Source organism: Paeniclostridium hominis (assembly GCF_014306135.1).
In the GTDB taxonomy this organism is placed as follows: Bacteria; Bacillota; Clostridia; order Peptostreptococcales; family Peptostreptococcaceae; genus Paraclostridium; species Paraclostridium hominis.
Genome location: NZ_JACRWD010000004.1, coordinates 106,889 through 130,228, shown reverse-complemented (window position 1 = coordinate 130,228; position 23,340 = coordinate 106,889). Strand labels below are relative to the sequence as shown.

At 29.4% G+C, this 23,340-nt stretch carries 21 protein-coding genes; 7 read left to right on the top strand and 14 right to left on the bottom strand.

What is annotated here, in order from left to right; translation table 11 throughout:
- Positions 1 to 51 precede the first annotated feature (51 nt).
- Positions 52 to 762 (bottom strand): zinc dependent phospholipase C family protein, encoded by a 711-nt coding sequence (locus tag H8891_RS11160; protein ID WP_147547175.1) that lies wholly within the window; start codon positions 760 to 762, stop codon positions 52 to 54.
- A gap of 96 nt (positions 763 to 858) precedes the next feature.
- A complete protein-coding gene (locus tag H8891_RS11155; RefSeq protein ID WP_187006511.1) occupies positions 859 to 1,638 on the bottom strand; it encodes an N-acetylmuramoyl-L-alanine amidase in 780 nt (259 codons plus the stop codon).
- Between the two features lie 140 nt (positions 1,639 to 1,778).
- Here H8891_RS11155 and H8891_RS11150 point away from each other — a divergent pair, with 140 nt between their 5' ends.
- Both H8891_RS11150 and H8891_RS11145 read left to right on the top strand, forming a co-directional pair.
- Entirely contained in the window at positions 1,779 to 2,108 is a 330-nt protein-coding gene (locus tag H8891_RS11150; protein ID WP_187006510.1) for a hypothetical protein, read from the top strand.
- Positions 2,109 to 2,272: 164 nt separating this feature from the next.
- The gene (locus H8891_RS11145; protein ID WP_270646714.1) at positions 2,273 to 3,226 is read left to right on the top strand and encodes a SpoIVB peptidase S55 domain-containing protein; all 954 of its coding nucleotides are present in this window, start codon (positions 2,273 to 2,275) and stop codon (positions 3,224 to 3,226) included.
- Positions 3,227 to 3,234: 8 nt separating this feature from the next.
- Here H8891_RS11145 and yunB read toward each other — a convergent pair whose 3' ends face one another.
- Both yunB and tyrS read right to left on the bottom strand, forming a co-directional pair.
- Positions 3,235 to 3,933: a sporulation protein YunB gene (yunB, locus tag H8891_RS11140; RefSeq protein ID WP_187006509.1), complete on the bottom strand. Its 699-nt coding sequence runs from the start codon at positions 3,931 to 3,933 to the stop codon at positions 3,235 to 3,237.
- 42 nt (positions 3,934 to 3,975) lie between these two features.
- A complete protein-coding gene (gene tyrS, locus H8891_RS11135) occupies positions 3,976 to 5,196 on the bottom strand; it encodes a tyrosine--tRNA ligase (RefSeq protein ID WP_187006508.1) in 1,221 nt (406 codons plus the stop codon).
- Between the two features lie 195 nt (positions 5,197 to 5,391).
- Between tyrS and H8891_RS11130 the strand changes: the two genes are divergently transcribed.
- Complete coding sequence (locus tag H8891_RS11130) at positions 5,392 to 8,085, top strand: transglycosylase domain-containing protein (protein WP_187006507.1); 2,694 nt, start codon at positions 5,392 to 5,394, stop codon at positions 8,083 to 8,085.
- Between the two features lie 39 nt (positions 8,086 to 8,124).
- On the opposite strand, the gene spoVAE is transcribed toward H8891_RS11130, so the two are convergent.
- From spoVAE to spoIIAA, 6 genes are all read right to left on the bottom strand, one after another.
- Positions 8,125 to 8,487 carry a stage V sporulation protein AE gene (gene spoVAE / locus H8891_RS11125; protein WP_147547161.1) on the bottom strand — a complete coding sequence of 121 codons (363 nt, stop codon included), beginning with the start codon at positions 8,485 to 8,487 and terminating at the stop codon, positions 8,125 to 8,127.
- A 12-nt stretch (positions 8,488 to 8,499) separates the two neighbouring features.
- A complete protein-coding gene (spoVAD, locus tag H8891_RS11120) occupies positions 8,500 to 9,513 on the bottom strand; it encodes a stage V sporulation protein AD (RefSeq protein ID WP_187006506.1) in 1,014 nt (337 codons plus the stop codon).
- Positions 9,514 to 9,528: 15 nt separating this feature from the next.
- A complete protein-coding gene (spoVAC, locus tag H8891_RS11115) occupies positions 9,529 to 9,966 on the bottom strand; it encodes a stage V sporulation protein AC (RefSeq protein ID WP_187006505.1) in 438 nt (145 codons plus the stop codon).
- 83 nt (positions 9,967 to 10,049) lie between these two features.
- Complete coding sequence (gene sigF / locus H8891_RS11110; RefSeq protein ID WP_147547156.1) at positions 10,050 to 10,814, bottom strand: RNA polymerase sporulation sigma factor SigF; 765 nt, start codon at positions 10,812 to 10,814, stop codon at positions 10,050 to 10,052.
- 10 nt (positions 10,815 to 10,824) lie between these two features.
- Positions 10,825 to 11,259: an anti-sigma F factor gene (spoIIAB, locus tag H8891_RS11105; RefSeq protein WP_147547154.1), complete on the bottom strand. Its 435-nt coding sequence runs from the start codon at positions 11,257 to 11,259 to the stop codon at positions 10,825 to 10,827.
- Complete coding sequence (spoIIAA, locus tag H8891_RS11100) at positions 11,252 to 11,608, bottom strand: anti-sigma F factor antagonist (protein ID WP_187006504.1); 357 nt, start codon at positions 11,606 to 11,608, stop codon at positions 11,252 to 11,254. Before spoIIAA ends, spoIIAB begins: the two co-directional genes overlap by 8 nt.
- Positions 11,609 to 11,769: 161 nt before the next feature.
- Here spoIIAA and H8891_RS11095 point away from each other — a divergent pair, with 161 nt between their 5' ends.
- Positions 11,770 to 13,005, top strand: coding sequence for an LL-diaminopimelate aminotransferase (locus H8891_RS11095; RefSeq protein WP_207723618.1), 1,236 nt, complete (start codon positions 11,770 to 11,772; stop codon positions 13,003 to 13,005).
- A 41-nt stretch (positions 13,006 to 13,046) separates the two neighbouring features.
- On the opposite strand, the gene H8891_RS11090 is transcribed toward H8891_RS11095, so the two are convergent.
- A complete protein-coding gene (locus H8891_RS11090; protein WP_147547148.1) occupies positions 13,047 to 14,636 on the bottom strand; it encodes a DEAD/DEAH box helicase in 1,590 nt (529 codons plus the stop codon).
- Between the two features lie 147 nt (positions 14,637 to 14,783).
- Positions 14,784 to 15,740, bottom strand: a complete 957-nt coding sequence (locus H8891_RS11085) for a calcium/sodium antiporter (RefSeq protein ID WP_187006503.1) — start codon at positions 15,738 to 15,740, stop codon at positions 14,784 to 14,786.
- Positions 15,741 to 16,033: 293 nt separating this feature from the next.
- On the opposite strand from H8891_RS11085, the gene pflB reads away from it, so the two are divergent.
- Both pflB and pflA read left to right on the top strand, forming a co-directional pair.
- Positions 16,034 to 18,265 carry a formate C-acetyltransferase gene (pflB, locus tag H8891_RS11080; RefSeq protein ID WP_187006502.1) on the top strand — a complete coding sequence of 744 codons (2,232 nt, stop codon included), beginning with the start codon at positions 16,034 to 16,036 and terminating at the stop codon, positions 18,263 to 18,265.
- A gap of 239 nt (positions 18,266 to 18,504) precedes the next feature.
- Entirely contained in the window at positions 18,505 to 19,239 is a 735-nt protein-coding gene (gene pflA, locus H8891_RS11075; RefSeq protein ID WP_187006501.1) for a pyruvate formate-lyase-activating protein, read from the top strand.
- Positions 19,240 to 19,277: 38 nt separating this feature from the next.
- Here pflA and thiI read toward each other — a convergent pair whose 3' ends face one another.
- The gene (gene thiI / locus H8891_RS11070) at positions 19,278 to 20,456 is read right to left on the bottom strand and encodes a tRNA uracil 4-sulfurtransferase ThiI (protein WP_147547140.1); all 1,179 of its coding nucleotides are present in this window, start codon (positions 20,454 to 20,456) and stop codon (positions 19,278 to 19,280) included.
- 16 nt (positions 20,457 to 20,472) lie between these two features.
- On the bottom strand, positions 20,473 to 21,624 hold the full coding sequence (locus tag H8891_RS11065) for a cysteine desulfurase family protein (protein ID WP_187006544.1): 1,152 nt from the start codon (positions 21,622 to 21,624) through the stop codon (positions 20,473 to 20,475).
- Positions 21,625 to 22,307: 683 nt separating this feature from the next.
- On the opposite strand from H8891_RS11065, the gene H8891_RS11060 reads away from it, so the two are divergent.
- Positions 22,308 to 23,303 (top strand): asparaginase, encoded by a 996-nt coding sequence (locus H8891_RS11060; RefSeq protein ID WP_187006500.1) that lies wholly within the window; start codon positions 22,308 to 22,310, stop codon positions 23,301 to 23,303.
- The last annotated feature ends 37 nt before the right edge of the window (positions 23,304 to 23,340 follow it).

The window sequence follows — 23,340 nt, the reverse complement described above, 5'->3', positions numbered from 1 at the left end:
TTCATATATATTTAATAACGAATAAAAGCTCTCTTTAATTAAAGAGAGCTTTTATTCGTTATTAAATATTCTATCAAAAAACATCAACATAAATCCTGCAGAAGTCCTTTGTGCCAATGGTAGACATTTTGTACCTAACATATAGAACTTATTTTTTAAATTAGATACATTTTTATACATTTTATCATAATTTATAGCATGGGTAGAATTATATACCGCATATTCTTCTACACTATTTTTTCTAATTAAACCTTCTTTTGCTTTAAGTCTTGGTATAGACATATAATTATTTTTTATATATAACTCAAACTGTCTATGATTGTCTAATAACTTTCCTTTAGCATGTTGAGGTATCGTTAGATCTTGTATTATATGACATGCTACTCCAAAGTAAAAAAGGCTTAATTCGAATTTATCCAAATTAAAAAATTTAACAGCTTTATTATAATATTTGGTCGATATTGTTAGAGCATTTTCTTCATATCCAAATTTACCTCTTTTTAAATGAGGATTATAAAAATGATGGTAACTTTTAAAATCTTGATCGGCCCATATTAAGCCTTTATTTATTTGTGGTAAATAGCTTTTGAAAAATTCATATTCTTTCAAATATCCTTCATTTTTTAGAATTTCTAATGCATTTGCTTGTATAAATACATGTACTTCACAATCTGTAGTTATAATACTTTTTTTTACAGGATTAACTACTTTAAAAGTACCTGATAAAGCTTTTCCATAAACGTTTTCTATTTTTTTTCTCATTATAATCACCTAATAGTTGTATTTACAACTTAATTTTAATTCCGATATTAACAATATATTACTTTTTTTAATATTTGTTAACCTTTATATTTATTTTTAATTACCATTTTCTCTATCTTTTAAATATATTTCTATACCATCTGCTACACTTTGCATCATTTTTCTTTGATATTCTGGGTTAGACATCATTAAATCTTCATTATAGTTACTCATAAATCCCATTTCAATCAATACTGCTGGTACTTTAGACCAGTTAAATCCAGTTAAATCACCTCTTTCAAATATACCATTTAATTGTATATTTGCATCATCCATTTTACTTTTTATATTCATTGCACATTTATTACTTTCTTCATATATTCCACTTGTGTATTTCCCATCTTTTTGAGGTATAAGTATAGATGCTCCCGTTTTTGATGAATTTGTTAAACTATCTGCATGTATCCTTATTGCCAAATCTGCATTTTTTTCATTTGCTAAGATAGCCCTTTCTGAGTTACTTATATTTACTTCATGACTTTCTCTTGTCATTATAATACTATATCCTTTATTTTCTAATATATGTTTAAGAACTATAGCCGCTTCTAAATTAAGTTTATATTCTGGTTTTTTAGTTGCTATACCAGTTGTTCCTGATGATACCCTAGCTTTTTTAGAACTTGCACCTGGTCCTATTGGCTCTAAGTTTGGATCACCTTTTTCTTGATGACCTGGATCTATACATATTATGTACTTTTTATTTTTATTTTCATCTTCTTTGTTTTCTTTGCTTATAAAATTAGTTGATTTATATAAATTCATCAATGGATTTGAAGTTCCTATAAATATAATACCTATAGCTATAATACCAACAACTAATAATTTATATTTTTTCATATTTTTTCTCCTTCCTAAATTTTATATATATAATTTGAGCAATAGGCTTTATTTTTATGTAAAGTAATTAATTTATTTTTAGGTTGTTATTACTTATCCCTTTTCATATACATTTATATATAAGTAATTTGGAGGTTAATATGTCTAAAGTACGTAAAACTAGAGTTATTAATAGAATTGATAATAACAATTCAAAACTTTGTCGTTTTGGTTATGTAGACTATATTGTTCTTGCATCTACTTTAGCTGTAGCAATATCTGATGAAGTTAGTGTAACAGATATAAGCATACTTTCTACTTTTTTTGCTGTTTTATCAGATGAATTAGCATTAATAGGATCTGTTAAAAACTGTAATCAAAATTCTCAGGATAATATATTTGTCCCTCCAGTTCCTGATACTGCACTTACAAGATCTAAAGCAAAAACTAAAAAAAGAAAAAAAATAAAAAAGATAAAAAAGACAATTTAAAGCACTTAAAATACCAAATATTTTAGGTGCTTATTTTTATTTTTTGAAAACTATGGTTTTATTGTGTCTGTTTTCTATGGATTAAAATTTTCATCCTGCACAATCTATTATTAAAGAAGCACCAATACACATCATCATGATTTTATCAGAAAGAAGGTGTTTTAGTGAAATTAAAAAAATTCTTGGCAATTTCGCTTTTATTATATTTTTTCTCTGTAGGATTTATTTATGCAGAAGCCAATATAAAAAATGATTCAAAGTATTTAATTCCTATAGGAAATATAATGCAAATAGATGCTGAATTGCAATCTTTAATGGTACGAAATACTTTTAATGATTCTCCATTTAAAATTGGTGACTCATTAATATCTGTAAATGATACTAAGATAAATAATTACGCTGATTTTTCTAACTTATTAAATTCATTGCCAAATGATAATTTTGTAAAAGTAGAAATCAAAAGAAATAATGAAATCTCAAATTTAAGTGTAAGTAAGGATATCCTTGAAAAAGTTAATTTCAATAATATTATTTCTGGATTTGCAACATTAACTTATATTAATCCTATAAATAATACTTTTGGTGCAGTAGCACACCCTTTAAGTGTTGGATTAAATAGAAGTTTATCTATTAAAAATGGTTCTGTGTCAACAACACACAATTTAATAATTGACAAATCTTATAAAGGTAATGTTGGATGTATTAATGGTCAAAAAAGTGAATTTATAGGTAATTTCAAAGATAATACAAATTTTGGGATTAAAGGGAAAATTCATGCATCAGATTTTTCTAAATTTAAAAAATATAAAGTAGCTCATTTAAATGAAATAAAGCCAGGAAAAGCATCTATACTTTTGCAAATATCAAATGACGATGCTAAAGAATATGAAATATCTATATTAAATGTAAAGAAACAAAGAAATCCTGAATCTAAAACATTCAAGATAGAAATAAAAGATAAAAAATTATTATCTATGACTGGTGGAATAGTTCAAGGAATGAGTGGTACTCCAATAATACAAAATGATAAAATTATAGGTGCTATTTCTCATGCAGTTGAAAATGATCCATCTATAGGATATGGAGTTTATATAGGATGGATGTTAGAGGGAGAATAACTCCCTCTTTATTTTGATTTTATTGTAGTTTCATTAGGTAATATATTTGTTATTTCATCTTTAGGAACATTAACATAACTTTGTGGAACGTCCCCCACTATTACAGTTTCACATATAGGTATTTGTATTTTTACTTCTTTTGTAGATGTAGTAAGAGGAACTACTACCTTTACTTGAGTTTTAGCTTTTAAATATATTCTATGTCTAGTTTGGTTTATTCCAGATGATTCAAAATCAGTTCCAAAATCTACATATACAGTTCCTATTGGTTCTATAGATACTTTTATTTTGGGACCATATTTAGCTAATAATGGGCTTCCTATAGCAGTTCCTATTGGTATATATGTAGATGTTGTTTTAATTTTTTTCATCTCTGATTGTATTTCCAAAGCAACTTTTGATGCTATCTCATTCATAATTATGGAATTTGCTTGCATCATAACTATATTTCCATCTTCTCCTGTTTTTACATTAATTAAATTTTCATACTTTATATTATTATCTATAACACTTGAAACAGCTTTATTAATAGACTTATTAGCAAGCTCTTCAGCTTTAGTCTCTGCTATCACCGTTATAGTAGGTCTAAGTTTATCGTCTATATATATAAAACTGCCTATTAGTATAGATAGTATAAAAATCAGTATAAATATAAATATATTTTTCTTTATTTTATCTTTTCTTTTTTTTACTAATATTTTTTTCATTAAAAAGCCCCCCTTAACATTTTATGTAAGGAGGGCTTTAAATTACTTCTTAATTATTAATTTTGCAAATTTTCTTTTTCCTACTTGTATTATATCTTCGTCTTTTAAAGCTACTTTATCAACTTCTAATTTTTCACCATTAAGCTTTATTCCGCCTTGTTTTAATAATCTTCTAGCTTCACTTGTAGATGGTGATAGCTTTAATGAAGTCACTACCTTAGGTATAAAGAATAATCCTTCTTCAGCATCTTCTATAGAAATTTCCATTTCAGCTATATCATCTGGCATATTTCTTTTTTGAAATACAGATTTAAAGTATTGTTCTGCTTCTAATGCTTTTTCTTCTCCATGATATAATTTAACTACTTCTTTTGCTAATTTCATTTTTAAATCTCTTGGATTAACTTTATCTTGTTCCATATCTGATTTCATAGCTTCTATTGAATCAGGATGTTCATCCGTAACTAATTCAAAGTATCTTATTATAAGTTCATCTGGAATAGACATTGTCTTACCATACATATCATTTGGTTCTTCACTTATTCCTATATAGTTTCCTAATGATTTACTCATTTTTTTAACTCCATCAGTACCTTCTATTATAGGCATTAATAAAGCAACTTGTGGTTCTTGGTCATATTCTTTTTGAAGTGTTCTACCCATTAATATATTAAACTTTTGATCTGTTCCACCCATTTCAATATCAGCTTTTATTGCAACTGAGTCATATCCTTGCATTAATGGATAGAAAAACTCATGTATTGATATTGACTGATTTGATGCAAATCTCTTTTTAAAGTCATCTCTTTCTAACATTCTAGCTACTGTATACTTAGATGCTAAATTTGCTACATCCATAAAATTCATAGCTTGTAACCATTCACTATTAAACTTAACTATAGTTTTTTCTCTATCTAGTATTTTAAATATTTGATCTTGATAAGTTTTTGCATTTTCTAAAACTTGATCATGCGATAATTGTTTTCTAACTGCTGATTTTCCTGTTGGATCTCCTATCATTCCTGTAGCATCACCTATTATTATAACTACTTGATGCCCTAAATCTTGAAATGCCTTCATCTTTCTTAATACTACAGTATGTCCTAAATGGATGTCTGGAGCAGAAGGGTCTAATCCTAACTTTATTGTAAGTGGTTTGTTTTCTTTTGCTGATTTTTCTAATTTTTTAATAATATCTTCTTCTGATATAATTTCAGCTACACCTTTTTTAATTATTTTCATTTGTTCATTTATTTCGATCATATGTACACCTCACACATATTTTTTTTATACTTGCTAAAAATAATTAATATTGTATCATAGTTAAATACTAAATTCAATTAATGGCACTTATACTATGTTAATTAATTATTTACATAATATTCATTTTTATCTATAAAATACAAAACTATTTACATATATGGTATAATATAGTCTTATAGTAAGGAGGTTAATTTCATGGTAAATGATAATAATAACAAAAATAAAATTCGAAGAAAAAAGGTTAGTTCCTCTAGTACTAAGACTACTAACTCATCAAAAAAAACTACTAAGAATAGTAGTAAAAAGAGTACTAGTGGGTCTAATAAAAAAGATAAATTTAAAGTACTAAGAGCAATTGGTGTAGCTCTTTTAGTTACACTGGTTTTAGGTGTTGCTGCTTCATCGGCATTAGTCTTTGTAGCTTTAAAAGATGTACAACCAATAACTAAAGCTGCACTTGATAAAAAAGTTGATACAGTAACTGAACTTTTATATAACGATGGATCGTTAATGGGTAACCCTCCTACAGATAATAAAAAGGTTCCTATTTCTGTAAAAGATATGCCCATAAACCTTCAGCATGCACTTGTGTCTATAGAAGATGAGAGATTTTATGATCATAATGGTGTAGACTTCAAAGGGCTTGCTAGAGCCGCTGTATCAAACCTATTAACATCTTCTTCTCCTGGAGGAAGTACAATACCTATGCAGGTATCTAAGAACTTATTAACATCTAAAGAAGTTTCTATAGTTCGTAAAATTAAAGATATCTATTATGCTTTAGAAATGGATAAGACCCTTACAAAAGAACAAATATTAGAACTTTATTTAAATAGTGCTTATTTTGGAAGTGGTGCAATAGGAGTTGAAGCTGCAGCTAATGCATATTTTGATAAACATGCAAAAGATCTTACAACTGCTGAAGGTGCAATGATTGTTGGTATAACTCAAAATCCAAATAAATATGCAGCATACCAAACTACTAAATTAGACGGAACTGAAACTAAAAAAGATTTAGAACAAAAACTAAAGTTCTATGTAAATAGTAAAGATGATAATTTTGATGATCCTACTAAAACTGAGCTTGATATGATAGACAAACTATATCAATGGGGACTTTTACCTGATGATGATTACTACAAACAATTAAAAGATGGTACTATGGTTTGTAGAAAGGTAGAATTAAATCCTGAATCTAAGAAAAGACAAGAAACAGTTTTAATGAAAATGTTAGAGCTTGGATATCTTACTCAAGAAGAACACGATAAAGCTGTTGCTCAAAAAATAGAAATAAAATTACCTAAGCCAACTAAAAAGCCAGCCTCTACAGTTGAAGACCTTATAGAAGGTGATGTTATAAAAAGCCTTATAGCTCAAGGTTATACAGATGCTGAAGCTCATAACTTATACTTTAATGGTGGCTTAAAGATACGTACTACAATAGATAAAGATATGCAAAAAGACTTAGAAAGTGAATTTAATAATAGAGATAACTTCCCAGGTCATATAATAGGTCCAGATGGAGTTCCTCAGCCACAAGCTGCAATGGTTATTTTAGACTATAGAACTGGACAAATTAAATCTTTAATGGGTGGTAGAGAAATAAAAGCTAGAAAAGTTTTAAATCGTGCTACTTCACCTCATCAACCTGGTTCTACTATAAAACCTTTAGCAGTTTATACACCTGCTATTGATAATGGTAAAAATCAAGCTGATGTATTTAGTGATTCACGTGGCGGTTACAAATTTGCTGAAAATAATAAATGGGATCCAAAAACTACAACATCTGGTTCTGGATCTATGACAATGCGTAAAGCATTAGCTATGTCTTCAAATACAATAGCTGTTAAAGTTGCTGAAACACTTGGTAATTCATATAATGATTCAATAGATGTTATGCTTGATTACTTAAAGAATTTTGGTTTATCAGATCTTAAAGATGGACCAGGAGGTGAGGATAGAAAATTCTCCGCACTTACTTTAGGTGGTATGACAAAAGGAGTTTCTCCTCTTGATATGGCTGCTGCTTATGGTACGTTAGCAAATGGAGGAATTTATGTTGAACCTATTACATTTACAACTGTTGAATCTTCTGATGGACAAGTATTAATACAAAATACACCGTCAGAACATAAGGTAGTTGAACCTGAAATTGCATATGTTCTTACAGATATGATGAAAGCTGTTATTACAGAAGGTACAGGTCGTGCTGCTAGCCTTGGTGATATGCCTGTGGCTGGTAAAACAGGTACTACAAATGGTAATAAAGATGCTTGGTTTGTAGGATATACTCCTTATTATGTAGGGTCTACTTATATAGGAGATGACTATAGAACTATCCCTAAAACAAAAGAAACTTTACCTCGTAGAGGTGTTGTAAAAGGAAGTTCAACTTCTGCAAAATTATGGGCTAATGTAATGAAAAAAGTTCATGGTAATCTTAAGGCTACTGATTTTAAAAAGCCTAGTAATATAGAATTTTTCAATATAAATTTAATAAATGGTGAAATTGTAAGTAAAGGTGCTTACAACTCTGCAACTGCTGCTTTTATAAAAGGACATACTCCAAGTAGACATGCTGTTCATTCTGAGCCAGTTGCTCCAGAAACACCTTCTACAGAAAATAATAATCAGAATACAGAGAATCAACCTACGGAGAATCAAACTCCTGAAAATATAAATCCAGGAGATAATGCAACTGGTGGCAATAATAGTAGTACCCCTAATTCAGGTACTACTTCACCTAACCAAGGCAATGGTGGTAATACTGGTGACACAACAACTAATGGTTCTGGTGGTACAGGTCAAACTACCCCAACTCCACCAGCTACAAATACTCAACCAACTCCACCGGCTACAAATACTCAGCCAGCTCCACCGGCTGCATAAAAAGAAGAACTATATGATTTATCATATAGTTCTTTTATTTTATGGCTTTGCTTTTGGAGTAAATATAACAGCCATCAAATATCCAAAGAATATAGCAGCGGCTATTCCTCCTGCTGTAGCAGTTACTCCTCCTGTAAACACTCCCATAAATCCATCTTGTTCTATAGCTTTTATAACACCATTATATAGTGAATATCCAAATCCAATTATAGGAACAGTCGCACCTGCTGCTCCAAAATCAACTATACGTTCATAAATTCCTAGAAAACTTAAAATTACTCCAGTAGTTACATAAGTGACCATTATATATGGTGTCTGTAACTTGAAATAATCCATCATTATTTGTGCAATTAGACATATAATCCCGCCTACTAGAAATACTTTTAGATAGTCTATTATCATAATACACACCTCTTATTCATTAGCTATTATTACTGCATGGGCTACACTCGGTATACTTTCTTTTTGCAACGTACTTGTTGGTGACAATAATGCTCCAGTTGAAACTAACATTACTTTATTAAATTTTTTATCCTTTAACATTTTATATATATATCCATTAAATACAGATGCTGAACATCCACATCCACTACCGCCACAGTGAACATCTTGATTTTCCAAATCAAATATTTCAACTCCACAATCAGTATATACCTTAGATATATCAATACCTTTTTCTTTTAATAAATCTATAGCTATTTGCATACCAACCTTGCCTAAATCACCAGTAGCAATCATATCAAAGCTATTAGGATCATCTTTGGTATCATTAAAATAAGAATATATAGTATCTACGGCTGCCGGAGCCATTGCTGCTCCCATGTTGTTAGCATCAGTTATACCTTCATCTATTACTTTTCCTATGGTTATATATTTTACTTTTGGACCATTTCCTTTACTTGACAATAGAGAGCATCCGGATCCTGTAACTGTCCACTGAGCGGTCATAGGTTTTTGATTTCCTAATTCTAAAGGAAATCTAAATTGTCTTTCGGCTGTACAATAATGACTTGATGTAGAGGCTACAACTAAATCTGCAAATCCTCCATCAATTAACATAGATCCAATAGATAGTGACTGTGCCATTGTGGAACATGCCCCATATACACCTAAAAAAGGTATACTAACTTCCCTGGCAGCAAATGAAGTTGATAAAAGTTGATTTAATAAATCTCCTGCTACCATATAATTTACATCGTTTATTGTTTTATTAGCTTTTTTTACAGCATGTTCTACAACAGTTTGAACCATTTTACTTTCTGCAAATTCCCAACTCTTTTCTCCATATAAATCATCATCTAGCTTTATATCAAAATAATCTTTTAATGGTCCTTGAGCTTCTTTAGGCCCTACTATAGATGAAGTAGATATTATTACAGGTCCATTTTCTAATTTAACAGTCCTACTTCCTATTCTCTTTTTAGCCAATTAAATAACCCCTTTCTATTTGAAAAAATTAATCACATAGTATATAAACCCACATAAAACCGAAGACCCTATACCATATACTAACACTGGTCCAGCAACTTTAAATAAGTTAGCTCCTACTCCTAGTACATATCCTTCTCTTTTGTACTCCATAGCTGGAGATACTATAGAGTTTGCAAATCCAGTTATAGGTATAATTGACCCAGCGCCTGCTCTTTTTCCAAGTAAATCATATATACCAATTCCTGTTAAAAGAGCTCCTATAAAAATTAAAGTCATAGATGTAGCTCCTGCTGCTTTAAGTTTATCTAGTCCGAAATTCATGTAAGCATCATTTATAGCTTGTCCAATTACACAAATTATTCCTCCAACTATAAATGCTAATACATAATTTTTAGCATATGTGGGCTTTGGACTTATTTTATCAACATATTCTTTATAATTTTTGTCCATTTTGTAACCTCCTATAAAATACTTTTATATAATGTTATTATTTAACAAAACAAAAAAAATAAACCCCAATTTTAAGGGTTTATTTATCCTATATATGATTTTAATTTTGATAAAACTTTTTTTTCTATTCTAGAAACTTGAACTTGTGATATATTTAGTAATTCGCCTATCTCACTTTGCGTTTTATCTTCAAAGTATCTAAGCATTATTATTTGTCTTTCTCTTTTATCTAATTTTCCCAATACCTCTTTTAACAATAAGTTATCTATAACTTTTTGTTCTTCATTTTCTCCTTTTAAACTGATTTTGTCAATTAAGCATATAGGTGCTCCTTCTTCTTCATGTATAACTCCATGTAAATACTCTACCGCGAAATTAGATTCTAGCGCCATAACTAACTCTTCTTTATCTACACCTACTACCTTAGCTAATTCGTCTATTGTAGGTTCCCTACCTAGTTTTTTTGTTAAAATCTCAGTTTGCGTTTTAGCTTTTATTGCAACCTGTTTCAAAGATCTTGATACCTTTATCATTCCATCATCTCTTAAGTACCTTTTTATTTCTCCTAAAATCATAGGTACAGCATATGTAGAAAATTTCACGTTAAACTTTGGATCAAATTTATATATAGACTTTATAAGTCCTATAGATCCTAATTGAAATAAGTCATCTCTTTCATATCCTATATTTAAAAATTTAGATACAACACTCCTAACCAATCCTAAATTACTTTCTATTAGAATTTCTTTTGCTTGTTCATCTCCATTTTGCACAAGTTGTATTAATCTTAAAGTCTCTTCATGGCTAAGCAATCCCTTTCTTTCTTCTTTATTGGTAGTTATCCCCATAATAAAACCTCTATTCTATATTAGATGAATCTATTTTCTTTTTCATAATTACCTTAGTTCCTTCTCCCTTTTTAGAGAAAACTTCTATGTTGTCCATAAAGCTTTCCATAACAGTAAATCCCATACCAGATCTTTCTAACTCAGGTTTAGACGTATATAATGGTTGCATTGCCATATCTAAATCTTCTATTCCATTTCCGAAATCTTCAACTGAAATAGTAATAGTTTTATCTTCTATTTCACATCTTATATTAACAAATTTAGTTTCATCTTCATCATATCCATGTATTATTGAGTTTGTAACTGCTTCCGAAACAGCAGTTTTTATATCTGCAATCTCATCTAATGTAGGATCTAATTTAGATGCAAAAGATGCAACTATGACTCTTGCAAAACTTTCATTTTCTGATTTTGCTGAAAATTTCACTTCCATAATATTACTCATTTGCTACACCTCCTAAAAAAGAACCTAAAGCATCTTCATAAGTGTTATGAATTTCTATAATTTTACTCATTCCTGATAAATCAAAAATCTTTTTTACCCTTGGATTTATATTTATTACAGCTACTTTGCCACCCTCACTAGATACTCTTTTATATCTTCCAATTACAACCCCAATTCCTGAAGAATCCATAAAGTTCATATTCTTAAAATCAAAAATTATATTTTTTATCTGTTTTTCCTGTATTATATAATCTATTTCTTCTCTTACTTCATTTGATATATGATGATCTAATTCCTTACTTAGAAACTCAACTTTTAAGTTTTTATTATCCAATGAAAAATTTATCATTAGTTCCCCTCCTAACAGTTTTAAAAATAATACTTTGTATTCAATTCTATAAATTAAATTATTATCCTTCAATAATATTTAAATAGTTTTGTTTTATTGTATCAAAAAGTTACACATTTAAATATTATGTACTATACTAAATTAAATTTGGAGGAATAATAATGGATTTTATATACAACAAAGTTTCTAATCGACTTGGAGGTCCATCATTTTTTGAAGATAATAATAGACTTTATAAATTTGAAAAATTAAAAAAGATAACCAAAGAAGTTCAATCTAAGTTTCCAGACATAAAACTTATTGATATGGGCGTAGGAGAACCTGACAAAATGGCTCATAAATCCCTTGTAGATATATTATCAATTGAAGCTGGCAAACCAGAGAATAGGTTCTATTCAGATAATGGGATTATTGAATTTCAAGAAGCAGCTTGTAAATATCTAGAACAAGTGTACAATGTAAAAAACATTACTACTGAAAATATAGTACACGGGATAGGTTCAAAGCCAGTTTTAGCTATGCTTCCACTTTGTTTTATAAATCCTGGAGATATATGCCTTATGCCAGCACCTGCATATCAAGTTCTTGGAACATATTCAAAATATATAGGTGGTGAAACCTATAACTTACCTCTATGCCCTGAAAATAATTTCTATCCAGACTTAGATAACATCCCTGATGATATAAAAAAAAGATCCAAATTATTATATTTAAATTATCCTAATAACCCTACTGGTCAGGTTGCAACTAAAGAATTTTATGAACATGCTGTTAAATTTGCTAAAGATAATGACATTTTAATAATATCAGATTTAGCCTATGGGCCTTTGACTTATGGTGATTGTAAACCACTTAGTATTCTAAGTATAGAAGGAGCTATAGATGTTTGTATAGAAATTCATTCTTTATCTAAGGCTTTTAATATGACTGGATGGAGATTAGCTTTTGTTGTTGGTTCTAAAAAAGCAATGAAAGTTTATAGCACTGTTAAAGGCCATACAGACTCTGGTCAATTTAGAGCTATTCAAAAAGCTGGAGCTTATGCTCTTAACCATTTTAATTTAATAGAATTAAATAAAGATAGATATTTAAGACGCTTTAATATTTTAATCGATGTTTTAAGACAAGTTGGATTTAAAATTGATAAACCTAAAGGCGGATTTTATTCTTACGTACCAATACCTATTGGGGTTAAAGATGGAATAAGGTTTAAAAATGCAGAGGAAGCTAGCCTTTATATACTTTCAAATGCATTAATATCAACAGTTCCTTGGGATGATTGTGGTAGCTTTTTAAGATTTTCTGTTACTTATGATGCTAATTCTTTATCTGATGAACTTAAAGTTATGGATGACTTAAAAAACAGACTTTTATCTCTTAATTTGGAATTTGAATAAATTAAAAGAGGATATCTTTAAAGATATCCTCTTTTAATTTATTATTTTTTTCTCTTAGAATTCGCTCTTTCTATATTAACTTTATTTCCTTTTATTTTTATGTTTTTCATTTTATCTAGAACTTTTCTAGTATGTTTCTTTGGAACTTCAACAAATGTATATTTATCATATATATCTATAGTTCCAACTAACTTTCCAGGTATTCCAACTTCTCCAGCTATAGCTCCAACTATATCTCTAGCTTGAACTTTTTGTTTTCTACCTACATTTATAAATAGTCTAGTCATTCCTGATTCAGCGCCTGTATCATATGATTCTTCTACTATTTCTTCTTTCTCTTCATCACCTAGAGCTAATTTAACTAAAGCTGCTGCTATATCTAAAGTATCATAATCTTCTTCTTTGCAGAAGTTTTCTAACCATTGAACTTGCTTTGTTAAATGACCTTCTTGTATAGTAGATTTAACTTGTTCAAAGAATACACTCACTTTTTTCTCTTCTACATCTGATATTGATGGTATACTGTGTTTTTCTAATTTAGATTTAGTATATCTTTCTATATCTTTCATTTTTCTCTTTTCTTTCCCGAATACAAAAGAGAATGAAACCCCAGTTCTACCAGCTCTACCTGTTCTACCTATTCTGTGTACATAGTACTCTTCATCTTGTGGTAAATCATAGTTAAATACTGCTTCAACATCATCAACATCTATTCCTCTTGCAGCTACATCTGTAGCAACTAATATATCTATTGTTCCATTTCTAAACTTATCCATTACTATGTCTCTTTGAGTTTGCTTTAAATCTCCATGTAATGCATCTGCAAAATATCCTCTAGCTTGTAAATCGCTAACTAATTCATCTGCACCTCTTTTAGTATTACAAAATACTACTGATAACTTAGGATTATATACATCTATCAATCTACATAATACTTCTAACTTGTTAGCTGACTTAGTTTCTATATAATATTGTTTTATATTTGGAACTGTAAGTTCTTTTCTAACTATCTTTACATGCTCAGGATCTTTTTGGAATTTCTTTGTTAAATCTAAAATTCCTTTTGGCATAGTAGCAGAGAAGAAAGTTGTTTGTCTATCTTCTGGAGTCTTATCTAAAATCATCTCTATATCTTCTCTAAATCCCATATCTAACATTTCATCCGCTTCATCTAATATAACCATTTTAACTTTATCCATCTTTAAAGTCTTACGATTTATATGATCTATAATACGACCTGGAGTTCCTATAACTATTTGTACTCCGCTTTTTAAAGATCTTATTTGTCTATCTATAGGTTGTCCTCCGTATACAGGTAAAGTTTTTATCCCGTGCATGTACTTACCTATTTTTCTTATTTCACTTGATACTTGTATTGCTAATTCTCTTGTTGGACATAAAACTACTGCTTGTAGACTCTTATCATCTGGGTCTACCATTTCTAATATAGGTATACTAAATGCTGCTGTTTTCCCCGTACCAGTTTGAGCTTGCCCTATAATATCTACTCCTGTAATTATTTTTGGTATTGCTTGAGCTTGTATTGGAGATGGTTCTTCAAATCCCATTTCTAATACAGCTTTTTTTATGTTTTCATTTATTGGTAAATCATCGAATTTAACTATATTCATATATTGTTTCCTTTCCGTAATCAATTTATATTAACTTTATCAATTATATATTTATTTCATATATTATGCAATTAATATTTTATCCTAATGGTAAATAAGGTATTCAGTATAAATCAAAAATAAGGCATGTTTAAAACATACCTTATTTTAATCTATATATGTAAAGTATAAAGTTGATATATATATTATATATGTAAGTATCATAAGTAAACCTTGAAATCTATAAATCTTTTGCTTAATAAATGTAGGTATTATAAGTATTAATAAAAGTAATATCATAAATGGAAAATCTACCATAGAAGTTTGCTTAAGTATAGGTATGTCATTTATAAATGATGATAATCCAATAACTGAAACTATATTTAATATATTAGCCCCTAATATATTCCCAACAGAAATTGCATTATGACTTTTTCTTATAGCAGTCAAGCACGATACTAACTCAGGAAGTGATGTTCCAAGTGCTATTACAGTTAAACTTATAACAGCTTGCGGTACTCCTAAAACTTCTGCAATTTTAATTCCATTGTTAACCAATAGCCTTGAACCTATAATCATCATTGTTATACCAATTACAAACATAACTACCAATTTTATCATGTCTGATGATTTACTGTCCTCTATATTTGCGGCATTACTAGTTCTTCTTGATCCTGTCTTTGGAATACTATTATAATTATTTATCATGTAAATAACTAATAAACCAATTAAAGCCATAGCATCCATTCTTCCTATTGTTTTATCCATACCTAAAATAATCAAAACTGTCACAGATATCATTAACAATATAGCTTTTGAATTAAAAATCTTCTTATCTACCTTAAACGGTTTAATCATTGCTACTAACCCAAGTGCTAATCCTGTATTACATATTATAGAACCTATTGCATTTCCCAAACTCATTGTAGTATGCCCTTGTATAGATGCAAAAGCTGATACAGTTAACTCTGGGAACGTAGTTGCTAAACTAACTATAGTTGCGCCTAAAACTATTTCTGGTATATTTGTTTTTTTTGCTACAGAAATAGTGGATTCTATAAAAATATCCGCACCTTTAGTTATTAATACAAATCCCAATAAAAATAAGATAATTGTAAATATCATTTTATCCCCCCTAATAATATACATATTCAGTTTACTTATTTATTTATGTATATTTAATCTATTTAAAAATAATTTAAATTATTCTTAAAATTCGTGTTTATCACACTTTTCTCTGGGTATTATATGAATATACAAAAGATGTCAAAATAAAACACAATTCAAAATTTTGATTTAAAATTTTGTATACAAAATACTAATTCTGTGTTATGATTATATTGTTTAAAAAATATCTAGCTAGATTTTATAAATATAAATTAATTTGAACACACATAAAACTTAAGGAGGCTATCAACATGAATGCATGGCAAGGATTCAAAACTGGTAGATGGACTAAAGAAATAAACGTTAGAGAGTTCATACAATTAAACTACACTCCATATGAAGGAAATGATTCTTTCTTAGCTGGAGCAACTGAAAATACTAAAAAATTATGGAACCAAGCTCTTGATCTTTTCAAAAAAGAAAGAGAAAACAATGGTACATTAGATGTAGACACTGATACAGTATCTTTAATAGATGCTTACGGTCCTGGATATATAGAAAAGGACTTAGAAACAATAGTTGGGGTTCAAACTGATGCTCCTTTAAAAAGAGCTGTAATGCCATTTGGTGGAATAAGAATGGTTGAAACTTCTTGTGACGCTTATGGATACAAATTAAATCCTGAAATAAGTGAAATATTCACTAAATATAGAAAAACTCATAACCAAGGTGTATTCGATGCTTATACTCCTGACATGAGAGCTGCTAGAAGTGCTGGTATAATAACTGGATTACCAGATGCTTACGGTAGAGGTAGAATAATAGGTGACTACAGAAGAGTTGCTTTATACGGTGTTGATAAATTAATACAAGATAAATTAGATCAAAAAGCTTCATTAGAAGTTAGATGTATAGATGAAGAAGTAATAAGATTAAGAGAAGAAATATCTGATCAAATAAAAGCTTTAGAAGCTTTAAAGAGAATGGCTGCATCTTACGGATTCGACATATCTCAACCAGCTACTAATGCAAAAGAAGCTGTTCAATGGACTTACTTCGGATACTTAGGAGCTGTTAAAGATCAAAACGGAGCTGCAATGTCTTTAGGTAGAGTTTCTACTTTCTTAGATATATACTTCGAAAGAGATTTAGCTGCTGGTGTATTAACTGAAGAGCAAGCTCAAGAAATAATGGACCACTTCGTTATGAAGTTAAGAATGGTTAGATTCTTAAGAACTCCTGAATACAACGATTTATTCTCTGGAGACCCAACTTGGGTAACTGAGTCTATCGGTGGTATGGGATTAGATGGTAGAACATTAGTAACTAAAAACTCATTCAGAATGTTAAATACTTTATATACTCTTGGACCATCTCCAGAGCCAAACTTAACAGTATTATGGTCTACTCAATTACCAGAAGGATTCAAAAACTTCTGTTCTAAAGTATCAATAGACACAAGTTCTGTTCAATACGAGAACGATGATTTAATGAAACCTTACTGGGGAGACGACTACGGTATAGCTTGTTGTGTATCTGCAATGAGAATAGGTAAGCAAATGCAATTCTTCGGAGCTAGAGTTAACTTAGCTAAGACTTTATTATACGCTATAAACGGTGGTATAGATGAGAAGAAATTAAAGCAAGTTGGACCAAGATTTGAGCCAATAACTTCTGAATACTTAGACTACGATGAAGTTATGGAAAAATTCGATATGTTTACTGATTGGTTAGCTAACTTATATGTAAACACATTAAATGTAATCCACTACATGCATGATAAGTATTCTTATGAAGCATTAGAAATGGCTTTACATGATAGAGACGTATTCAGAACTATGGCTTGTGGTATAGCTGGTTTATCAGTATGTGCTGACTCATTATCTGCTATAAAATACGCTAAAGTTAAAACTATAAGAAATGAACAAGGTGTTGTTGTTGACTTCGAAGTTGAAGGAGAATTCCCTAAATACGGAAACAACGATGACAGAGTTGACGATATAGCTGTTCAATTAGTTGAAAACTTCATGAACAAGATAAGAAAGAACAAAACTTACAGAAATTCTTATCATACTCAATCAATACTTACTATAACTTCAAACGTTGTTTATGGTAAGAAAACTGGTAACACTCCTGACGGAAGAAAAGCTGGTGAGCCATTTGCTCCAGGAGCTAACCCAATGCACGGAAGAGATAACAGCGGTGCTTTAGCTTCATTAGCATCAGTTGCTAAATTACCATACGAGCATGCTCAAGATGGTATATCAAATACTTTCTCTATAGTACCAGGTGCTTTAGGAAAAGATATGACTGAAAGAATAAACAACTTATCATCAATGATGGATGGATACTTCTCTCAAGGAGCTCATCACTTAAACGTTAACGTATTTGATAGATCTACTTTAGAAGATGCTATGGAACATCCAGAAAAATACCCTCAATTAACTATAAGAGTTTCAGGATACGCTGTAAACTTCATCAAGTTAACTAGAGAACAACAATTAGACGTTATAAACAGAACATTCCACGGAAAAATGTGCTAGTATATAACTTGTTAAAATTGTAAACATATTATAAAACAATCATTTATCAAAGTATATTCAGAGTGCAAACCTCATCAGTTTGCACTCTTTTTTTATTAAAACTTACATTAAATTCTATTTAAATAGACATTATAAGTTTAATGGATTATAATAAGGGTATAAAGTATAATGTATACAGAAGATTAAAAATGATAAATGAAATTTTAGTATAAATTTTTATAATTGAAGAGGTGGATAAAATGTTAAAAGGTAGAGTTCATTCAATAGAAACATTTGGTACTGTAGATGGTCCTGGTATAAGATTTATATTATTTATGCAAGGCTGTCCATTAAGATGTAAATACTGTCATAATAGAGATACTTGGGATGTAAAAGGTGGTAAAGAATATACAGTAGATGAAATAATGACTGAAGTTAATAAATATGCACCTTATATGAAGTTTTCAGGTGGTGGCTTAACAGTTTCTGGTGGCGAAGCTACTCTTCAACCAGAATTCTTAGAGGAATTATTTAAAAGAGCAAAAAAAGATGGTGTGCATACATGCTTAGATACATCTGGATTTGTAAATATAGATACTATCGACCCAATACTTGATTATACTGACTTAGTTTTACTTGATTTAAAACACATGGTTTCATCTAAAGCTAAAGATTTAACAGGAGTTGGAATTGAAAAAACACTAGAATTAGCTAAACATTTAAGTGATAGAAATATACCTGTTTGGATAAGACACGTTCTTGTTCCTGGTGTAACAGATGATAGAGAAAACTTAGAACTTATGGGTAAATTTATATCTACTCTAAAAAATGTAGACAGAGTTGAACTTTTACCTTATCATACTCTAGGTGTTCATAAGTGGGAAAACTTAGGATTTGAATATGAATTAAAAGGTGTTCCTGATGCAACAAAAGAAGACGTTGAAAAAGCAGCTAAAGTATTAGCTGAATTTGGAGTTAAAGTTCATAGTAAATAAATAAAAAAGTCGTAGTTATATTACTACGACTTTTTTATTTAGAATTCAAATACTTCAACTTCCATATTATCTATAGCATCTTGTATTAATTTTTCTACATCTAATGATGATTCTGATTTCTCTATTCTATCTAGCTTAGGCTTTGTAACAGGATTTTTTGGTGAGAACACTGTACAACAGTCTTCTTCAGGTATAACAGAAGTTTCAAACGTACCTATACTTTGTGCTATTTTTATTATTTCAGATTTATCCATAGCTATTAAAGGTCTAAATACAGGTAAAGTAATAGCTGCATTTGTACATGTTAACCCTTGTATTGTTTGAGATGCAACTTGTCCTATACTTTCTCCAGTAACTAATGCATCACAAAATCTCATTTCTCCTACTCTCTGAGCTATTTTCATCATAAATCTTCTTGATATAATAGTCATCTCTTCTTCCTTACATGACATACCTATAGCTTTTTGTATTTCTAATATATTAACTTTATGAAGTCTTACTTTCCCACAGTACTTAGCTAATATTTGTGCTAAATCTCTTACTTTTTCTTGTGACTTTTCACTTGTGAATGGGTAACTGTGAAAATGAATAGCTTCTATTTCAACTCCTCTTTTTGCAACCATCCATGATGCAACAGGACTATCTATTCCTCCTGATAGTAAAGACATAGCTCTACCATTTGTTCCAACTGGAAGTCCTCCATAACCTGGAACTGTATCACTATATACCATAACATGATTTTGTCTATATTCACAGTGTATAGTTGTTTCTGGATTTCTAACATCAACTTTTATTCTATCTTTAACATTAAATACTAAAAATCCTGCTATATCTCTACTCATCTCTTGAGATGTTAATTCAAGACTTTTGTCTCCTCTTCTAGAACTAACTTTAAATGATTTTGAACCTTCTTCTATTTTTTCTTCTAATAATTTTAAAGCTAATTCTTTTAATTTATCATAATCTTTTTCAGCTCTTATACCTGGACAAACACCTACAACTCCAAATACTTTTTTTATCTCTTCTAATACTTCTTCGTAATCTTCTGAATACTCTCCTAAGTCTACATATATTCTTCCGTATTCTTTATAAACATTAAATTTTCCTATAGGAGATAACATATTTTTTATATTTTTTATAAGTTTATTTTCGAATATATATCTATTCTTTCCTTTTACTCCTATTTCTCCGTACTTTACAATTGCTATATTATACAAATTTATCACCTCTTGATTATCTTCTTTTTATTATCATTCTAAGTTCTTCTACTGATTTTTTAATTATCTCACATGCTTGATTTATTTCATCTCTTGTCGTCATATCAGATAAACTAAATCTTATAGCTCCATCTATTTCTTCAGGTGTAAGTCCAATCGCATTTAAAACATGACTTCCTTTTTTCTTAGAAGAACATGCAGACCCTGTAGACACAAATATACCTTGCTGAGCTAAATGATGTAATAACACTTCTCCTCTAACTCCTCTAAAAGATATATTTAATATATGACATACACCGTCTTCTGGAGAATTTACTTTTATATCATCTATATTATTTACTATATAGTCTTTTAATAAGTTTTTTAACTCATTTATATTGTCTATTTTAGAATTTAAATCTGACATTATTATATTAACAGCTTCTCCTAATCCGTATATACCAGCTACATTCTCAGTACCAGATCTAATTCCAATTTCTTGACCTCCTCCAGTAAGCATAGGTTTTATTTTGTTACTATCTTTTATGTACATAAATCCTATACCCTTTGGTCCATGTAACTTATGTCCACTAACACTCATAAAATCTATATTATATCTAGATGGCTTAAAATTAATTTTTGCAAATGACTGAACTGCATCCACATGTAAGTATACTTTTTCCTTTAAAGTACTTAAGTATTTTCCAACTTCTTTTATAGGTTGTATGCTACCAATTTCATTATTAACATGCATCATACTAATTAATATAGTAGTATCTTTTATTGCATTTTTTACATCATTTATATCTACTATACCTTTATCATTAACTTTTAAGTAAGTAACTTCAAATCCTTGATCTCCTAAATCTTCCATAGTTCTTAAAACTGATGGATGCTCTATATTTGTAGTTATTATATGATTTTTTCTTTTTTTATGAAGATTTGCAACGCCTCTTATTATAGTATTGTTTGCTTCTGTACCTCCAGATGTAAATATTATTTCTTTATCTTTACACCCAATACTTTTAGCAATTTCTTGTCTTACCTTTTTTATATTTTTTTCAACTTCTACACCCTTTTTATGAACAGCTGAAGGGTTTGCATAGTCTATAGTAAGTGCATATACCATCTTATCTACAACTTCTTTGTATGGCTTAGTTGTGGCACTATTATCTAAGTATATATCCATACTAATACACCAACTTTCTTTGTATTTAAATTCTTTTGTTATATTCTTTATTTTATTGTCCCAATTAACACTATAAATTATCATATAAATTTAGTGAAACTTTTACTATTATACCACTATTTGAGCTTTTTTTATATACTAAAGCCGTGATAATCCAATACTGACTATAGTATAATCTAGTTTTTATATATTATTTTGACTTAAATCAATATTTTTTAAATTTTTTTGTCAAAATTATTGATTTTTCTGTCGAATCTTGTTATTATATATATATGGTTATCCCCCTGATAACCTTAATTAAAATCTCTATTCCCAATACCCCTTTTAAATGAATATACTACATTCATTTAAGTCCTACTTCTTAACGGAAAAGAAGTAGGTTTTTTTATGTTTAAAATAAATTATTAATTTTAATTAAATATATTTTCGAAAACTATTGATTTTTCTGTCGAATCTTGTTATTATATATACATGGTTATCCCCCTGATAACCTTAATTAAAATCTCTATTCCCAATACCCCTTTTGAACGGATAGACTTTATATCCAATATTAAACTAACAACGGAAGTTAGTTTAATGCAAAAAGAGCTTCCCCAAGCTCTTTTTTTTATGCTTAATTCTACATTTATCTATGTTTTTTTGATATAATTTAATATATATAATAAATTTAGGGGGTCAATAATATGCACAATAAGAAAAAAGTAGCTATAGTGTTTACAGGCGGTACTATTTCAATGACTGTAGACGAAAAAATAGGCGCTGCTATACCATCTTTATCTGGGGAGCAAATAATGTCTATGGTAACTAATATAGACAAAGTTGCTGATATCGAGGTATACAATTTTGATGAAATTCCAGGACCTCATATGACTCCAGAAAAAATGTTAAACTTAAGAAATTTTATAAATGACATACTTTTAAGTGATGATATTTCAGGTGTTGTTGTTACACACGGTACTGATAGTTTAGAAGAAACTGCATACTTCTTAGATTTAACATTAGATTCACCTAAACCTGTAATAGTTACAGGAGCTATGAGAAGCAGTGATGAACTTGGTTATGATGGTCCTAGCAATCTTGCAGCAGCTGTTTGTACTGCTATATCTGATGAAGCTTATAATAAAGGTGTCTTAGTTGTTTTAAGTAATGAAGTTTTATTAGCATCAGAAGCTACTAAAACTAATACACTTACTTTAAATACCTTCAAGTCTTTAACATGTGGTCCTTTAGGTATAATAGATTGTGATAAACTTGTACTATCTAGAGATATTGTTAATAGACAAACTATAGTTGTAGATAAGGTTGAACCTGATGTTGCACTTATAAAATCTGGTGTAGGAATGGATGAATCTTTTATTAAATTTGCAGCTGATAAAGGATGCAAAGGTATAATTATCGAAGCTATGGGTAGAGGTAATATACCTCCAGGAATGCTTAAAGGTGTAGAATATGCTAGAGGCAAAAATATACCAGTTGTTATAGCTACTAGATGTCATTCAGGTAGAGTCTTTGACAGTTATGGTTATTTAGGCTCTGGTAGAGATTTAAGAAATTTAGGATGTATATTTGCAGGAGATTTACCAGGTCAAAAAGCTAGAATCAAATTAATGGTTGCATTAGGTAAGACTAATGATTTAAATGAATTGAAAGATATATTCGAAAAAGGTATTTATTATTAAAATTTATAAACTATCTAAAGTTTTACATTTTATAATA

Coding starts and splice junctions, on each gene's coding strand:
- H8891_RS11160 (WP_147547175.1), bottom strand. CDS start 762: ATGAGAAAAAAAATAGAAAACGTTTATGGAAAAGCTTTATCAGGTACT.
- H8891_RS11155 (WP_187006511.1), bottom strand. CDS start 1,638: ATGAAAAAATATAAATTATTAGTTGTTGGTATTATAGCTATAGGTATT.
- H8891_RS11150 (WP_187006510.1), top strand. CDS start 1,779: ATGTCTAAAGTACGTAAAACTAGAGTTATTAATAGAATTGATAATAAC.
- yunB (WP_187006509.1), bottom strand. CDS start 3,933: ATGAAAAAAATATTAGTAAAAAAAAGAAAAGATAAAATAAAGAAAAAT.
- tyrS (WP_187006508.1), bottom strand. CDS start 5,196: ATGATCGAAATAAATGAACAAATGAAAATAATTAAAAAAGGTGTAGCT.
- H8891_RS11130 (WP_187006507.1), top strand. CDS start 5,392: ATGGTAAATGATAATAATAACAAAAATAAAATTCGAAGAAAAAAGGTT.
- spoVAE (WP_147547161.1), bottom strand. CDS start 8,487: ATGATAATAGACTATCTAAAAGTATTTCTAGTAGGCGGGATTATATGT.
- spoVAC (WP_187006505.1), bottom strand. CDS start 9,966: ATGGACAAAAATTATAAAGAATATGTTGATAAAATAAGTCCAAAGCCC.
- sigF (WP_147547156.1), bottom strand. CDS start 10,814: ATGGGGATAACTACCAATAAAGAAGAAAGAAAGGGATTGCTTAGCCAT.
- spoIIAB (WP_147547154.1), bottom strand. CDS start 11,259: ATGAGTAATATTATGGAAGTGAAATTTTCAGCAAAATCAGAAAATGAA.
- spoIIAA (WP_187006504.1), bottom strand. CDS start 11,608: ATGATAAATTTTTCATTGGATAATAAAAACTTAAAAGTTGAGTTTCTA.
- H8891_RS11095 (WP_207723618.1), top strand. CDS start 11,770: ATGGATTTTATATACAACAAAGTTTCTAATCGACTTGGAGGTCCATCA.
- H8891_RS11090 (WP_147547148.1), bottom strand. CDS start 14,636: ATGAATATAGTTAAATTCGATGATTTACCAATAAATGAAAACATAAAA.
- H8891_RS11085 (WP_187006503.1), bottom strand. CDS start 15,740: ATGATATTTACAATTATCTTATTTTTATTGGGATTTGTATTAATAACT.
- pflB (WP_187006502.1), top strand. CDS start 16,034: ATGAATGCATGGCAAGGATTCAAAACTGGTAGATGGACTAAAGAAATA.
- pflA (WP_187006501.1), top strand. CDS start 18,505: ATGTTAAAAGGTAGAGTTCATTCAATAGAAACATTTGGTACTGTAGAT.
- H8891_RS11065 (WP_187006544.1), bottom strand. CDS start 21,624: ATGGATATATACTTAGATAATAGTGCCACAACTAAGCCATACAAAGAA.
- H8891_RS11060 (WP_187006500.1), top strand. CDS start 22,308: ATGCACAATAAGAAAAAAGTAGCTATAGTGTTTACAGGCGGTACTATT.